Genomic DNA, 13,359 nt, shown 5'->3' on the forward strand with positions numbered 1-13,359 from the left:
GCGCAGACCGGCAGGCCGCCCACGTCGCGACTACACGGCTTTTCTGCCGACCAGGCCGATGAGTGCTGAACGCCCTGCGTGTTGCGTTCCTTCGGCCAGGTTTGCCTCGTAATTCAGGAGCTCGACGATGTCCAGTGAGCCAAGTTCCGCACGTAGTATTTCCTCGGTATAAAGATTCTCCAACATCCCAGGACCGCCTGTCTTGTAGTCGAGTTGCCTGGGCGTATATCCCTGCAAAATCAGGATGCCACCCGGCTTCAGCGTCCTGATGATGTTTGCGAACAGGCGGGCCCGCATGGGCGGGTCGGCAAACTGAACGAAGATCGCCGCGACCACGTCGTAAGATGCCGGCTCCCAGCTCCAAACATCACAATCGGCGATGTGGAAGTCAACCGCCACCTGTGCATCGCCGGCGAGCTGCCTGGCCTTGCCGACGGCCACCGACGAGACATCGAACGCGTCCACGCTCAGGCCCTGGCGTGCGAGCCAGACACTGTTCCGGCCCTCGCCGTCCGCGACCGCTAACGCCCGCATCCCCGGCCGGAGCAGGTGCCCTTGGCTAGCCAGGTAGTCGTTGGGCGCCGTCCCGAAGAGAAATTCGGATGAGCCGTATCGCTGGTCCCACAAGCTTGCCGCCTTTGCCGCTGTATCTTCCGCCATCGCAATCCTTGTCCATGTGTCAGGCGCTGTGCGGCAAACCCAGGTTCTGGTTCGCCGGTACGGCGACATCGATCCGTTTCGGTTTGGGCAGATCCAGCTCGGCCATCAACTGGACGAACTCGTCGCGGCTGCGCTTGGCTAGGCGCGCATTGTGCTGCTTCTCCCAACCGATCGTCGATACCACCTGCCCCTTGTAGTCGTGCCCCGGCCACATCAACATGTCGTCCGGAAGCGAAAACAGCTTCTTCGTCACGCTGTCGAACAAGGCATCGGCGCTGCCGCTCTGGAAATCGGTACGGCCGCAACCGTTGATCAGGAGGGTGTCGCCGGTGAACACGTTATTGCGCCACACATAGCTCATGCTCCCTGCGGTATGGCCAGGAGTATGCAATACGAGAATCTCTTCTCCGCCGAAGCGGATCACATCCCCGTCGTTCAGCTGGACGTCGGCAGGAGGTATGCCGCAGCCGCTTGGGACCGCAGCCTTGGCGCCGGTTAGCTCGCGCAGCTTGCCGGCGGACGTGACGTGGTCCGCATGGGCATGCGTCTCAAGGACGTAAGCCAGCTTCAGGTCGAGGCGCCGCAGGTGCTCCAGGTCGCGTTCCCAATGCTCGTCGACAGGATCGATCAGCACTGCCTCGCCGCCGGCCTGGGTTGCAAGAATATAGGTAAAAGTCGAAGACTCGGTGTCAAACAACTGAATCGGTTTGAGATTCATGGAGGTTCTCCTTGAAATAGGATGGGTGCCGCATGGCGGCTCGGGTTATCGGTACAGCACCTTGGCGATCATGCCCACGGCGACGAGCGCCGACACGGCGGCGAAGCCGATCTGCAACTGGGGCCCGGCCAAGCGGTCCGATACGATGCGACCGCCCAGCATGCCGGCTAGTGCCCCTGCGGCGAACGGCAGTGCCACCGGCCAGCTCATCGAGCCGGCGATCGCGCTCGAGGCAACTCCCGTCACCGATACCAGTGCGATCACCGCAAGCGAGGTCGCCACGGTCGACTGCATATCCAGGTTGGTATAACGCTGCAGCGCCGGCACCATCACGAAGCCGCCGCCAACACCAAGCAGGCCGGAGAGCAAGCCGGCAACCGTGCCTGACAGCGCGAGCGAACGCGCGCAGCGCGCCGTCCAGACAAAGCGGCCCGTGCCGCCGTCGCGCATGCACGGCTGCTCGATGTCGATAGCGTCCTGACGGACAGCCTCTTTAGCCGTAGCACGCCGAAATGTTTTGAAAGCCACAAACAAGAGGACGAGTGCGAACAGTACGCTCAGCCAGCGATTGTCGATGCGATTCGCAAGCCATAAGCCGACTGGCGACAACAGCATTCCTGTCACCGAAATCAGCAGCGCGGCCCGGTAGCGTACGATCCCGGCCTTCAAGCCGAGGATGGCCCCGAGGGCCGCCGCCATGCCGACCGCCAGCAAGCCGATTGGACCGGCCTGGGCAACCCCCATCTGCATGCCGAAGACGAGGAGCGGCACCGCGAGAATGCCGCCGCCGGCACCGGTAAGAGCGAGGACCACGCCGACCACTAGACCCAGCCCCAGACTGATCAGCATGACGTCGCCCTCACCCTGGTGCTGCGCTTACGCACGCTGCTTGCCTGGGGCAGCCGGCAGGCGCTCCAGCAGCTCGAAGATCGCCATACCGGCCAGCAGTGCGCCGGTGAAAATGAGCGGCTTCTCACCACCGCCGACCAGCGACACCAACGCCGGACCCGGGCAGTATCCCGCCAAGCCCCAGCCTACCCCGAATGTCAAACCGCCGAACACCAGCCGCCGGTCGATCAGCGTGGCGGTCGGCAAGCGCATGGCATCTCCCAGCAGCGACTTTTTGCGCTCGGCGGCAAAATGGAACGCGATGAAGCCAACTGCGATCGCGCCACCCATGACGAATGCCAGCGAAGGATCCCAGTCACCAGCCAGGTCGAGAAAATTCAGGACTTTCGCCGGATCGGCCATGCCCGATACGAGCAGCCCGATACCAAAGATCAGCCCGACGATCAATGCCATTACGATCTGCATGAGAAATCCCTCCTTAAGCCACCAGGTGGCGTACGACATACACAGTGAGGAAGCCGGCCAGCATGAAGCTTGCAGTGGCAACCAGGGAACGCGGCGAACGCCGCGACAGTCCGCATACGCCGTGGCCGCTGGTGCAGCCGCCCCCATAGCGCGTGCCCAGCCCAACCAGCAATCCGGCGACAACCAGTGTCCCGGTGCCGGCGTCGATGCGAGCCTCCGGCAAGGTGGCAAACATCCCGTATACCAAAGGCGCACCGAGCAGTCCCGCCAGAAATGCGATACGCCAAGCGATGTCGCCGCGCAGCGGACGCAGTAAACCACCGAGCACGCCGCTAATGCCGGCAATCCTGCCATTGAACAGTACAAACAGCGCGGCTGAGAGACCGATCAGCAAGCCGCCGAACAGCGACGCCCACGGCGTGAACTCGCTCCAGTTGATGGTCATGATTGACTCTCCTTCGTCGATTTACAGTACAGCTCATACAAAACTTCCATCACTGCCATCGCTTCCCTGCTCGCTATGCTGTAATAGATCTGCTTGCCCTCGCGGCGGGTATGGACCAACTGCTCGTCGCGCAGCACGCCAAGCTGTTGCGAGAGTGTCGGCTGGCGAATGTCGGTCAAGGCTTCCAGCTCGCTGACGCAGAACTCCCCCTGTGTCATCTGGCAAAGCAGCAGCAGGCGGTCGATGTTTCCCAGCGCCTTCAACAGGCCGCAAGCCTGCTCTGCAGCACGGCGCATCGATTTGATATCGATGCCATCGGCAGGACACAGCCCCGCTTCTTCATCTATCTTTAACATCCTGTACACCCTTCAAAATACATTTTTATAGTATATCGCATATCAAACTATTTTCAAGTATATTGTTGCCGATGTCGGCGACCCGAGACATCGTGTGCGCGTGCCGGGTTGGGGTCAGACATATGCTTTGACATGCCCGAATCGATGCAAGTGAATTGCTCACTTGACAGCTGATAATGTTCCCTCATCCGCATGGCCAGGCAGCAGCGCTCCTTCTGTCGGCCTTAATCTCGAACGCGCTTTGGTCAGACGGCAAACTCAACCATCCAGGAGATCCCATGAAATTCAAACAGCTCAACCCGGACCTCGCGGTCTCGCAACAAGTTCAACTCGAGGACATCCCCACCTTGGCAAAGAACGGTTTTCGTTCGATCATTTGCAACCGGCCGGACGGCGAAGGACCGGACCAGCCTGCGTTCTGCGAGATCGAACAGGAAGCTGCCCGTTTCGGAATGGAAGCACGGTATCTGCCGGCCGCGCCGGATGATGTCACCGATGCCCATTCGGCAGCGTTCAAGCAATTGATGGCCGAGTTGCCAAAGCCGGTACTCGGCTATTGCCGCACTGGACGCCGGTCCACGTCGATGTGGGTGCTTTCCCGCGCGGGCGACGAATCCCCCACCAAACTGCTGGAGACTGCGTCGCAGGCCGGATACGATCTCAACGCACTCGCGCAGCGCCTTGAGAAAAAATAGAGTGAGATAGGGAACCCCACGATCATGCTAATCCAGCTATTCCGCCAATTACCCTCTCGTCAATTAGCGGAATAGCTAAGTTAGCAGTCTGGGGGAGATCCTGATGCCGCGCCCCTTGCAGGTGCCACGTTAACGCCCGAGTCCATGAGCAAGATTACCCAGACATGATCATATTGCCGCTGCATCCACCGGCTCCTAAGCGTACCGACCCTGGAATTTAGCGTTGATGGGTTTTTTTTGGGGGGGGGGTACTACAAAGACAGACGAAAAAAAGCCCCTATTAAGGGGCATTTTCTCTCAAACTTGGCGGAGACGGTGGGATTCGAACCCACGATACAGGTATAAGCCGTATGCATCCTTAGCAGGGATGTGCCTTCGGCCACTCGGCCACGTCTCCAGTCAGGACCAACTTCGCAGTCAGCGCTGAGTGCAGGCATCTTACGTTCTGGACCTCATTTGGTCAAGATTGCACGGCAAAATTTCTGAAAATAATTATGCCTGTTCGAGGTTGAATGCCTTGTGCAGGGCGCGTACGGCCAGCTCCATGTACTTCTCGTCGATCAGCACCGAGATCTTGATCTCGGAGGTCGAGATCATCAGGATGTTGATGCCCTCTTCCGACAGCGTGCGGAACATTTGCGAGGCGACGCCGACGTGGCTGCGCATGCCCACGCCCACGGCCGACACCTTCGACACCTTGGCGTCGCCCAGCACCTTGGCCGCGCCCAGCGATTCGCGCTGGGTTTCCAGGACGCTCATTGCCTTCACGTAGTCGCCCCGCGACACGGTGAAGGTGAAGTCGGTCTTGCCGTCGACCGACTGGTTCTGGATGATCATGTCCACTTCAACATTGGCTTCGGCGATAGGGCCGAGGATGTGGAAGGCGACGCCTGGTTTGTCCGGCACGCCCAGAACGGTGATCTTGGCTTCATCGCGGTTAAAGGCGATACCGGAGATGACGGCTTGTTCCATATTGCTTTCTTCCTCAAACGAAATCAGGGTGCCGGACTTCGCTTCTTCGTCCAGCGGCATCAGGGGATCGGTCAGCGACGACAGCACGCGCGTCGGGACCTGGTAGTTACCGGCAAATTCGACCGAGCGCGTCTGCAGCACTTTCGAACCCAGCGAGGCCAGCTCGAGCATTTCTTCGAAGGTGATCTTCGACAGGCGGCGCGCCTCGTCCACCACGCGCGGGTCGGTCGTGTAGACGCCGTCGACGTCAGTGTAGATCAGGCATTCGTCGGCCTTCAGCGCTGCCGCAATCGCGACCGCGGAAGTGTCCGAGCCGCCGCGGCCCAGGGTCGAGATATTGCCGTCTTCGTCCATGCCCTGGAAACCCGTGATGATCACGATCTTGCCGGCATTCAGGTCGCCGCGCACGCGGGTGTCGTCGATCGACTGGATGCGCGCCTTCGTGAACGAGGAGTCGGTGCGGATGCCCGCCTGCCAGCCGGTGTAGGAGACGGCATCCTTTCCGATCGCCAGCAGCGCCATGGCCAGCAGGCCCACCGAGACCTGCTCGCCGGTCGAGGCGATCATGTCGAGTTCGCGCGGGTCCGGCTGCGCCATGATTTCCTTGGCCAGTCCAATCAGGCGGTTGGTTTCGCCGGACATTGCCGACGGCACCACGACGATCTGGTGGCCCGCGTCGTGCCACTTGGCCACGCGCGTGGCGACATTCTTGATACGGTCCGTCGAGCCCATCGACGTCCCGCCATATTTGTGGACAATTAAAGCCATATCAGGAGGGTTCCAGCGTGTTGAAGGATCAAAAGGGGACCCTCACTCTAGCATGCTGCAGCGCAGTATCACAAGGCAGGGAATAGAAAAAGCTATACGAAAAGAAAATAAAGTAATACGTTTTTCGTACAGAAACTATCCCTGGACTGCCAACCAGCGCAGGGCGATGCGTTCGCCCTCCCCCGTCGCCAGGTGATGGCAGTCCATGCCGATGCCGGCGGCGAACAGCAGCGCGCGGCCGGCGCTCACCACGGGCGCGCGTTCGCGCTCCCAGGCCGGCACGCCGAGCGACTGGTAATGGGCCTTCAGGCCGCGTGTCGGGCGGTTCGGGGCCAGTTTGAGGCGCTCGCCGCCCTTGCGGAAATCGATGGTGAGGGTTTGCGCGCGCAGCCAGGCTGCATCGAAGCCTTCGGGCGACGGGTCGAAGTGCAGCACGCCGCCGTAGCTTGGGAAGGCCAGCGACGCTTCGCCGCTCCAACGGAAGCTCTCGCCGAATTTTTCGATCACGCCTTCATCGTCCGGATCGCGCATGCCGGCCAGATCGGGCAGCCGCGGCGTGATGTGCAGCTTGCCGCGATGGCGGCGGATATGGCAGGCCGGGTGCGTCACCTTGAGCTGGGCGTCTTCGCGCGCCGAGAACAATTGCGACACCATCTCGGCCAGCCAGGCAGTCGAGGGCATGGCCAGGCCCTGCTTGCCGAACAGGTGGCGCAGCAGATTATCCACGCGGTCGCGGCTGAGCAATTGCAGCCGCGCCAGGTCGACGGTGTCGCCATCGAGGCAGGCGGCGAGATCTTGCGCGGCCAATTCGTCCAGCATGCGCTGGGCCGATTGCACGTGCGCCGCGCCGCGCGCCAGGCGCTGCTGGAAGCCCGGGAAGGCCGCGGCCAGGGCGGGCATCACCGTGTGGCGCAGCGCATTGCGCGCATAGCGCGGGTCGCTATTGGATTCGTCTTCCACCCACGCCAGATTTTCAAGCTGCGCATAGGCTTCGAGCCCGGCGCGCGAGACGGACAGCAAGGGGCGCGCCATGACAAGTGCAGGATCGCCCAGCAGTTCGGGCGCCGCGTTGGCGGCGTCCATGCCGGACAGGCCGGCCGGCCCCGAGCCGCGCAGCAGTTGCAGCAGCACGGTTTCGGCCTGGTCGTCGAGGTGGTGGGCGGTGAGCAGCAGCGGCACGCCGTGCTGCAGGCACATCTCGCCCAGGGCGCGGTAGCGGAGCTTGCGCGCGGCGGCTTCCGTGCCATCCTTGCCCTTGACGACGTCCACGCGGCGATGATCGAACGCGATGCCGAGCGCCGAGCAGGCTTGCCGGCAATGCGCCAGCCAGGCGTCGGCATTCGGGCTCAGGCCGTGGTGGACGTGGAAGACGTGCAGCGCAATGCCCCGGCTCGACGCCCAGTCGTGCGCGAGCCGCAGCAGGACCATCGAATCGAGGCCGCCGCTGCAGGCAATCGCCAGGGAAGTCGGGGGAGTTGCGGCGCGCAGGCCGCTCAAGGCCTGCGCAAAGACTGCCGGTACGGCTCCGGCTTTGGGATGGCTCACTCTTCGCGCGGCAGCGTTTCCTTGAACTTGCCGTAGCTCATCAGTTTCTGGTGACGGGCTTCGAGCAGATCCTTGGTCTTGACGCCGTTGAACTGGCGCAGGGTATCGGCCAGTGCGCGCTTGAGCATCTGCGCCATGCCTTTCGGATCGCGATGCGCGCCGCCCAGCGGCTCGCTGACGATCTTGTCGATCAGGCCGATGGCCTTGAGGCGATGCGCGGTCAGGCCCAGGGCGTCGGCGGCGTCGGAAGCGCGCTCCGAGGTCTTCCACAGGATCGAGGCGCAGCCTTCCGGCGAAATCACCGAATAGGTGGCGTATTGCAGCATCAGCACGGCGTCGCCCACGGCGATGGCCAGCGCGCCGCCCGAGCCGCCTTCACCGATGATGGTGGCGATCAGCGGCACTTTCAGCTCGGCCATGACGTAGAGGTTGTGGCCGATCGCTTCGGACTGGCCGCGCTCTTCGGCGTCGATGCCCGGGAAGGCGCCCGGGGTGTCCACGAAGGTGAAGATCGGCAGGCCGAATTTCTCGGCAACCTTCATCAGGCGCATGGCCTTGCGGTAGCCTTCGGGTTTCGGCATGCCGAAGTTGCGCATGGCGCGTTCTTTGGTGTCGCGGCCCTTCTGGTGGCCGATGACCATGCAGGCCTGGCCGTTGAAGCGCGCGAGGCCGCCGATGATCGACTGGTCGTCGGCAAAGGTACGGTCGCCGTGCAGTTCGTGGAAGTCGGTGAAGATCTCGTTCACGTAGTCCATGGTGTATGGACGCTGCGGGTGGCGGGCGATCTGCGACACCTGCCATGGCGTGAGCTTGGCGTAGATGTCCTTGGTCAGCTGCTGGCTCTTCTTGGCCAGGCGGTCGATCTCTTCGGAGATGTCGACGGCGGAATCGTCCTGCACGAAGCGCAGTTCTTCAATCTTGGAATCGAGCTCGGCGATTGGCTGTTCAAAATTGAGGAAAGTTGTTTTAGTCATTGTACCTCCGGATTATTTCGTGGCCACAGCGTCCGTCTCGGCGGTACGCTACCAGCCTGCTTTGGCCTGATTTTGGGCGCTATTTTACCGTACCCGTGCGCGCTGGGAAGACCTAAACAGGGTCCAGGCTGCGCCACAGGTACCAGGTGGCCACCGTGCGCCAGGGTTCCCAGTTGGCGGCGACCTCGCGCGCATCGCTGCGGGAAACAGGTTCGCCAGAGAAATAGTTCTGGCTGATACCCTGGATCAGGCCGGCGTCGTCGAGCGGCAGGACGTTCGGGCGGAGCAGATTAAATATCAAAAACATCTCCGCTGTCCAGCGGCTGATGCCGCGGATCTGGACCAGTTCGGCGATGACGGCCTCGTCGTCCATCTGCGACCACAGATCGGCATGGACGCGTTTTGCCTTGAAATGGTCGGCCAGGTCGAGGATGTATTCGGTCTTGCGCTTGGACAGCCCGCAGCCGGCCAGCTCGAACGCGCCGGCCTTCAGCACTTGCGCCGGGGACAGTTTTGGACAGATGGCGAGCAGCTTGCCCCAGGCCAGGTCGGCCGCCTTGGGCGTGACCTGCTGGCCGACGATGGAACGGGCCAGCGTGGTGAAGGGGTCGGGATGGCCGCGCAGGTGCAGGTCGCCGAATTGCGGGATCAGCTTGTTCATGATGCGGTCGCGCGCCATCAGCGCGGCTTTCGCCTCCGCCCAATAGGCTGGAACCGACAGTTCGCCCGGCGCTTCAAGCGCCGCCACCGGCTTGTCCTTGTCCGCCATTATGCGCGGCGCCAGGTCGTCGTTCCGTCCGGCTTGTCTTCCAGGATGATCCCGGCGGCAGTCAGTTCGGCGCGGATGGCGTCCGCTTCGGCAAAATTGCGGGCCTTCTTGACGGCGGCGCGGCGGGCGATGGCCTCAATCACGCCGGCGTCGGCGCCCTCTTCGCCGCTGCCGCCCTGCAGGTAGGCCTGGGGCGAACGCTCGAGCAGGCCCAGCACGCCGGCCAGGGCTTTCAGCTGACGCGCGGCCTCCACCGACTTGGTGCGATTGACTTCGCTTGCCAGGTCGAACAGCTCGGCCACTGCCAGCGCGGTATTGAAGTCGTCGTCCATCGCTTCGCGGAAACGCACGGCGTGCGCTTCGTCCCAATCCACCGCCGGGGTGTCGCTGCCGAGCTCGACCATCGACAGCGCCGTGTACAGGCGCGTCAGCGCGCCCTTGGCGTCGTCGATATGGGCATCGGAATAGTTCAGCGGGCTGCGGTAGTGCGCGCGCACGATGAAGAAGCGGATGACTTCGGCGTCGTATTGCTTGAGCACGTCGCGGATGGTGAAGAAATTGCCCAGGGACTTGGACATCTTCTCGTTGTCCACGCGCACGAAGCCGTTGTGGATCCAGTAGTTGACCATGTTGCCGCCGAAGGCGCCTTCGGACTGGGCGATCTCGTTCTCGTGGTGCGGGAACTGCAGGTCGGCGCCGCCGCCATGGATGTCGAAATGCTCGCCGAGCGTGGCGCAGGACATGGCCGAGCACTCGATATGCCAGCCCGGACGGCCCTTGCCCCATTTCGAATCCCACTGGGCCTCGGCCGGCTCGGATTCCTTGGCGGCCTTCCAGAGCACGAAGTCGAGTGGATCGCGCTTGCCGCTGTTGACGTCGACGCGCTCGCCGGCGCGCAGGTCGTCGAGCGACTTGCCCGACAGCTTGCCGTAGCCTTCGAAGCCGCGCACGGCGTAATTCACGTCGCCATCAACGCTCTTGTAGGCCAGGCCCCTGGCTTCGAGCTGCTCGATGATCGACAGCATCTGCGGCACGTATTCGGTGGCGCGCGGCACGACCGTTGGCGGCAGCATGTTGAGAGCAGCGATGTCCTCGTTCATGTAGGTGACATTGCGCGCCACCAGCTCCTTGATGCTCTCGCCATTTTCCACGGCGCGCTTGATGATCTTGTCATCGATGTCGGTGATGTTGCGGACGTAGTTTACTTCGTAGCCCGACGCCATGAGCCAGCGGTAAATCACGTCGAAGGCCATCATCATCCGCGCATGCCCGATGTGGCAGTAGTCGTAGACGGTCATGCCGCAGACATACATGCCGGCCTTGCCGGCTTCCATTGGGACAAATACCTGCTTGTCACGCGCGAGCGTGTTGTAGATCTTGAGTTGGCTCATGGGTGTGTTCTAACGGGACGAGAAATCGGGCAATGCGGTAGCGGGACACACACTGGGTAAAGCGTGCGCCGGCACAGCGGGATTGCGTCGAGATCGTCTGAACCCTTGGTGTTGTTCTTCTTTGATAGAATGGGACGTTCCGCGCAAAGTATAGCATTGTTAAAATCCCGGCTGGCCGCATATGGCTCAGCTTTATTTTTCGGGAAAAGACTTGACATCGCCTTGCGCGATGTCCACCAGAGGAGAGCCCAGACAATGACCGCATCGATCCGCACCTTCCTGCTGCGCCGCCTCGCGCTTGGCGCAGGCGCCCTGCTCCTGTCTGGCGCCGTTTTGGCCGATGCGCCGCTTGAAGCCACCGCGGCGCCCGTCAACGGGCCCCAGGTATCGCTGAAAACCTCGATGGGCGAGATCGTGCTGCAGCTGGACCAGGACAAGGCGCCGAAGACGGTGACCAACTTCATGCAGTACGTGAAGCAGGGCTTTTACAAGGGCACGATCTTCCACCGCGTGATCGAAGGCTTCATGATCCAGGCCGGCGGCATGAACGAGAAGTTCGAGGGCCGCCATACCAACAAGCCGATCAAGAACGAATCGAACAACGGCCTGTCGAACCAGCCGTACACGGTGGCCATGGCGCGCGAAGACCATCCGGATTCGGCCACCTCGCAATTCTTCATCAACGTGGCCGACAATTCCGGCATCGACTATCCGAACTACAAGGGCTCGGGTTATACCGTGTTCGGCAAGGTCGTGAAGGGCCAGGAAGTCGTGGACAGAATCAAGGGCGTACTGGTGGACGACGTCAAGGGCATGCAGAACGTGCCGGTGAAACCCATCTTCATTCAGTCCGCGACCGTCCTCAAGGGCGACAAGCTTGTAAAATAAGCGTTGCGGTTCTCGCACTCTTAACAAAAACCAACTCAAAGGACATTCGATGACCAGCGTACGCCTGACCACCAACATGGGCAACATCACCCTCGAACTGGACGCGGAAAAAGCGCCGAAGACGGTTGCCAACTTTGTCGACTACGTCAACAAGGGCCACTTCACCAACACCATCTTCCACCGCGTGATCAAGGACTTCATGGTCCAGGGCGGCGGTTTCGAGCCGGGCATGAAGCAGAAGGCCACCGACGCCACCGTCGAGAACGAAGGCAAGAACGGCCTGAAGAACGACAAGTACACCGTCGCCATGGCCCGCACCTCGGCCCCGCACTCGGCATCGGCCCAGTTCTTCATCAACACCAAAGACAACGCCTTCCTGAACTATCCAGGCCAGGACGGCTGGGGCTATGCCGTGTTCGGCAAGGTCACCGAAGGCCAGGACATCGTCGACCAGATGAACGCCGTCAAGACCAGCCGCACGGGCATGCACTCGGACGTGCCGGTCGAGCCGATCATCATCGAAAAAGCCGAAGTCATCTGATGAAGGCAGTGCGCGGGCTGTTGCAGCACCCATCCATCCGATGACGACGCTCGCGCTCTTCGTGTCCGACCTGCACCTGCAGGCGGCGCACCCGCGCACGGCCGAGGCCTTTTTCGGCTTCCTGGCCGGGCGCGCGCTGCAAGCCGAGCAGTTGTACCTGCTGGGCGACATCTTCGAATACTGGGCCGGCGACGACGATCTGTCCGAGCCTTTCCACGCAACAGTCATCGATGCGCTGCGCGCCGTGAGCGATGCGGGCGTGCGCGTGTATTGGCTGGCGGGGAACCGCGATTTCCTGGCCGGGCCGGGCCTGGCGGAAGCGGCGGGACTTACCTTGCTGGCCGAACCATACGTCATCGAGGCGGGTGGCAAACGCATTGCGCTGGTGCATGGCGACGCCCAATGCACCGCCGACCTCAAGTACATGGCCTTCCGCGCCCAGGTGCGCGACCCCGAATGGCAGCAGCAATTCCTCGGCATGCCCCTTAGTCAGAGGAAAGCGATCATCGCCGGATTGCGCGAAGGCAGCCGCGAGGCGCAGGCGGGGCAGTCGTACGAGATCATGGATGTGACGCCTGGCGCTGTCGATGCGCTGTTTGCCGCGACCGGGGCCGAAGTGATCGTCCACGGGCATACGCACCGGCCGGCGATGCATGAGGTCGGTGAAAGGGTGCGGTATGTGTTGCCGGATTGGGAGCTGGATGTGGCGCCCTTCCGGGGTGGGTGGCTGGAGCTGGATGAGCGTGGTCGGTTTACGCCCCGCGTAGTCGATTGATACGTAGGGTGGGCGGCTCCGCCGCCCGCGCGTTCAACATGGGCATGAATAATCGTCGCGTTTGAACGAGCCGGATTTGAACGCGCGGGCGGGAGACCCGCCCACCCTACCGTACTTCGTCCAACAGTTGCGGATGCCTTCCCAGCAACCGCAGCAGCTTCACCAGCGCCACCGGCGCTTCCGCTTTCCCCGCCTCGAAGCGGGCAAACTCCCCCTCCCCTTCGCCGAACATCTCGTCCGCCTTGCCCCGGGTCAGCCCGAGCGCCTTGCGCATGTTGCGGATCTCGACCGGCCCCGCTTCGTCGACCTGGCGCCTGAACTCCTTGATCAGCTCGCCGTAGTGTTCGTGCTCGCCCATCGTGAAGATCACCTCGCTGCAGCCGGCGCAGCAGTCGGCCATCACCTCGGGAATCGTGAGGCTCTTCCCCTTGTAGCTGTAGACCATCTCGCGGGCGGCGTGGACCAGTGGCGACACGCCACAGTTCGGGCAGTTGTGCATCGTGCGTCTCCTTGTTCCCTGGCTTAGCATCCTACCAAAATGCGCGGCG

The 13,359-nt window shown here is 62.3% G+C and carries 16 protein-coding genes and 1 tRNA gene; 4 read left to right on the forward strand and 13 right to left on the reverse strand.

From position 1 onward, the window contains the following. Positions 1 to 30: 30 nt before the first annotated feature. Genes AC56LR_RS02550 through AC56LR_RS02575 form a run of 6 tightly spaced genes read right to left on the reverse strand, consistent with a single transcriptional unit; the run spans position 31 to position 3,493 of the window. The gene (locus tag AC56LR_RS02550; protein WP_497127073.1) at positions 31 to 660 is read right to left on the reverse strand and encodes a class I SAM-dependent methyltransferase; all 630 of its coding nucleotides are present in this window, start codon (positions 658 to 660) and stop codon (positions 31 to 33) included. A 19-nt stretch (positions 661 to 679) separates the two neighbouring features. Continuing rightward, entirely contained in the window at positions 680 to 1,378 is a 699-nt protein-coding gene (locus AC56LR_RS02555; RefSeq protein ID WP_497127075.1) for an MBL fold metallo-hydrolase, read from the reverse strand. A gap of 45 nt (positions 1,379 to 1,423) precedes the next feature. Then, the gene (locus tag AC56LR_RS02560; RefSeq protein ID WP_497127077.1) at positions 1,424 to 2,227 is read right to left on the reverse strand and encodes a sulfite exporter TauE/SafE family protein; all 804 of its coding nucleotides are present in this window, start codon (positions 2,225 to 2,227) and stop codon (positions 1,424 to 1,426) included. A 27-nt stretch (positions 2,228 to 2,254) separates the two neighbouring features. Then, a complete protein-coding gene (locus tag AC56LR_RS02565; protein ID WP_497127079.1) occupies positions 2,255 to 2,692 on the reverse strand; it encodes a YeeE/YedE family protein in 438 nt (145 codons plus the stop codon). Positions 2,693 to 2,705: 13 nt separating this feature from the next. Next, positions 2,706 to 3,137 carry a YeeE/YedE family protein gene (locus AC56LR_RS02570; protein ID WP_497127082.1) on the reverse strand — a complete coding sequence of 144 codons (432 nt, stop codon included), beginning with the start codon at positions 3,135 to 3,137 and terminating at the stop codon, positions 2,706 to 2,708. Further along, positions 3,134 to 3,493 (reverse strand): ArsR/SmtB family transcription factor, encoded by a 360-nt coding sequence (locus AC56LR_RS02575; RefSeq protein ID WP_497127084.1) that lies wholly within the window; start codon positions 3,491 to 3,493, stop codon positions 3,134 to 3,136. Before AC56LR_RS02575 ends, AC56LR_RS02570 begins: the two co-directional genes overlap by 4 nt. A 278-nt stretch (positions 3,494 to 3,771) precedes the next feature. Between AC56LR_RS02575 and AC56LR_RS02580 the strand changes: the two genes are divergently transcribed. Continuing rightward, positions 3,772 to 4,188, forward strand: coding sequence for a protein tyrosine phosphatase family protein (locus AC56LR_RS02580; RefSeq protein WP_497127086.1), 417 nt, complete (start codon positions 3,772 to 3,774; stop codon positions 4,186 to 4,188). A 304-nt stretch (positions 4,189 to 4,492) separates the two neighbouring features. Here AC56LR_RS02580 and AC56LR_RS02585 read toward each other — a convergent pair. From AC56LR_RS02585 to cysS, 6 genes are all read right to left on the reverse strand, one after another. After that, positions 4,493 to 4,585, reverse strand: a tRNA-Ser gene (locus tag AC56LR_RS02585). A gap of 95 nt (positions 4,586 to 4,680) precedes the next feature. Further along, positions 4,681 to 5,928 (reverse strand): aspartate kinase, encoded by a 1,248-nt coding sequence (locus tag AC56LR_RS02590; protein ID WP_497127090.1) that lies wholly within the window; start codon positions 5,926 to 5,928, stop codon positions 4,681 to 4,683. Between the two features lie 135 nt (positions 5,929 to 6,063). After that, positions 6,064 to 7,473: a tRNA lysidine(34) synthetase TilS gene (gene tilS / locus AC56LR_RS02595; protein ID WP_497127092.1), complete on the reverse strand. Its 1,410-nt coding sequence runs from the start codon at positions 7,471 to 7,473 to the stop codon at positions 6,064 to 6,066. Continuing rightward, entirely contained in the window at positions 7,470 to 8,447 is a 978-nt protein-coding gene (locus AC56LR_RS02600; RefSeq protein WP_497127094.1) for an acetyl-CoA carboxylase carboxyltransferase subunit alpha, read from the reverse strand. The genes tilS and AC56LR_RS02600 overlap by 4 nt, the downstream gene beginning before the upstream one ends. A 112-nt stretch (positions 8,448 to 8,559) precedes the next feature. After that, entirely contained in the window at positions 8,560 to 9,216 is a 657-nt protein-coding gene (locus AC56LR_RS02605) for a DNA-3-methyladenine glycosylase family protein (RefSeq protein WP_497127096.1), read from the reverse strand. Next, complete coding sequence (gene cysS, locus AC56LR_RS02610; RefSeq protein WP_497127098.1) at positions 9,216 to 10,607, reverse strand: cysteine--tRNA ligase; 1,392 nt, start codon at positions 10,605 to 10,607, stop codon at positions 9,216 to 9,218. Before cysS ends, AC56LR_RS02605 begins: the two co-directional genes overlap by 1 nt. Before the next feature lie 255 nt (positions 10,608 to 10,862). On the opposite strand from cysS, the gene AC56LR_RS02615 reads away from it, so the two are divergent. The 3 genes from AC56LR_RS02615 to AC56LR_RS02625 are packed head-to-tail and all read left to right on the forward strand — an operon-like array spanning position 10,863 to position 12,811. Beyond that, positions 10,863 to 11,495, forward strand: coding sequence for a peptidylprolyl isomerase (locus AC56LR_RS02615; protein WP_497127101.1), 633 nt, complete (start codon positions 10,863 to 10,865; stop codon positions 11,493 to 11,495). A 49-nt stretch (positions 11,496 to 11,544) separates the two neighbouring features. Continuing rightward, positions 11,545 to 12,036: a peptidylprolyl isomerase gene (locus AC56LR_RS02620; protein ID WP_497127103.1), complete on the forward strand. Its 492-nt coding sequence runs from the start codon at positions 11,545 to 11,547 to the stop codon at positions 12,034 to 12,036. 40 nt (positions 12,037 to 12,076) lie between these two features. After that, complete coding sequence (locus tag AC56LR_RS02625) at positions 12,077 to 12,811, forward strand: UDP-2,3-diacylglucosamine diphosphatase (protein WP_497127105.1); 735 nt, start codon at positions 12,077 to 12,079, stop codon at positions 12,809 to 12,811. A 106-nt stretch (positions 12,812 to 12,917) separates the two neighbouring features. Here AC56LR_RS02625 and AC56LR_RS02630 read toward each other — a convergent pair whose 3' ends face one another. Beyond that, complete coding sequence (locus AC56LR_RS02630) at positions 12,918 to 13,310, reverse strand: type II TA system antitoxin MqsA family protein (protein ID WP_497127107.1); 393 nt, start codon at positions 13,308 to 13,310, stop codon at positions 12,918 to 12,920. Positions 13,311 to 13,359 lie beyond the last annotated feature (49 nt).

It is taken from the genome of Telluria sp. ZT3P39 (assembly GCF_059685935.1).

What these genes read in the sequence shown, in the direction of transcription:
- cysS (WP_497127098.1), bottom strand. Translation starts at nt 10,607, where the DNA reads ATGAGCCAACTCAAGATCTACAACACGCTCGCGCGTGACAAGCAGGTA.
- AC56LR_RS02550 (WP_497127073.1), bottom strand. Translation starts at nt 660, where the DNA reads ATGGCGGAAGATACAGCGGCAAAGGCGGCAAGCTTGTGGGACCAGCGA.
- AC56LR_RS02605 (WP_497127096.1), bottom strand. Translation starts at nt 9,216, where the DNA reads ATGGCGGACAAGGACAAGCCGGTGGCGGCGCTTGAAGCGCCGGGCGAA.
- AC56LR_RS02600 (WP_497127094.1), bottom strand. Translation starts at nt 8,447, where the DNA reads ATGACTAAAACAACTTTCCTCAATTTTGAACAGCCAATCGCCGAGCTC.
- AC56LR_RS02575 (WP_497127084.1), bottom strand. Translation starts at nt 3,493, where the DNA reads ATGTTAAAGATAGATGAAGAAGCGGGGCTGTGTCCTGCCGATGGCATC.
- AC56LR_RS02580 (WP_497127086.1), top strand. Translation starts at nt 3,772, where the DNA reads ATGAAATTCAAACAGCTCAACCCGGACCTCGCGGTCTCGCAACAAGTT.
- AC56LR_RS02590 (WP_497127090.1), bottom strand. Translation starts at nt 5,928, where the DNA reads ATGGCTTTAATTGTCCACAAATATGGCGGGACGTCGATGGGCTCGACG.
- AC56LR_RS02570 (WP_497127082.1), bottom strand. Translation starts at nt 3,137, where the DNA reads ATGACCATCAACTGGAGCGAGTTCACGCCGTGGGCGTCGCTGTTCGGC.
- AC56LR_RS02625 (WP_497127105.1), top strand. Translation starts at nt 12,077, where the DNA reads ATGACGACGCTCGCGCTCTTCGTGTCCGACCTGCACCTGCAGGCGGCG.
- AC56LR_RS02615 (WP_497127101.1), top strand. Translation starts at nt 10,863, where the DNA reads ATGACCGCATCGATCCGCACCTTCCTGCTGCGCCGCCTCGCGCTTGGC.
- AC56LR_RS02560 (WP_497127077.1), bottom strand. Translation starts at nt 2,227, where the DNA reads ATGCTGATCAGTCTGGGGCTGGGTCTAGTGGTCGGCGTGGTCCTCGCT.
- AC56LR_RS02630 (WP_497127107.1), bottom strand. Translation starts at nt 13,310, where the DNA reads ATGCACAACTGCCCGAACTGTGGCGTGTCGCCACTGGTCCACGCCGCC.
- AC56LR_RS02620 (WP_497127103.1), top strand. Translation starts at nt 11,545, where the DNA reads ATGACCAGCGTACGCCTGACCACCAACATGGGCAACATCACCCTCGAA.
- AC56LR_RS02555 (WP_497127075.1), bottom strand. Translation starts at nt 1,378, where the DNA reads ATGAATCTCAAACCGATTCAGTTGTTTGACACCGAGTCTTCGACTTTT.
- AC56LR_RS02565 (WP_497127079.1), bottom strand. Translation starts at nt 2,692, where the DNA reads ATGCAGATCGTAATGGCATTGATCGTCGGGCTGATCTTTGGTATCGGG.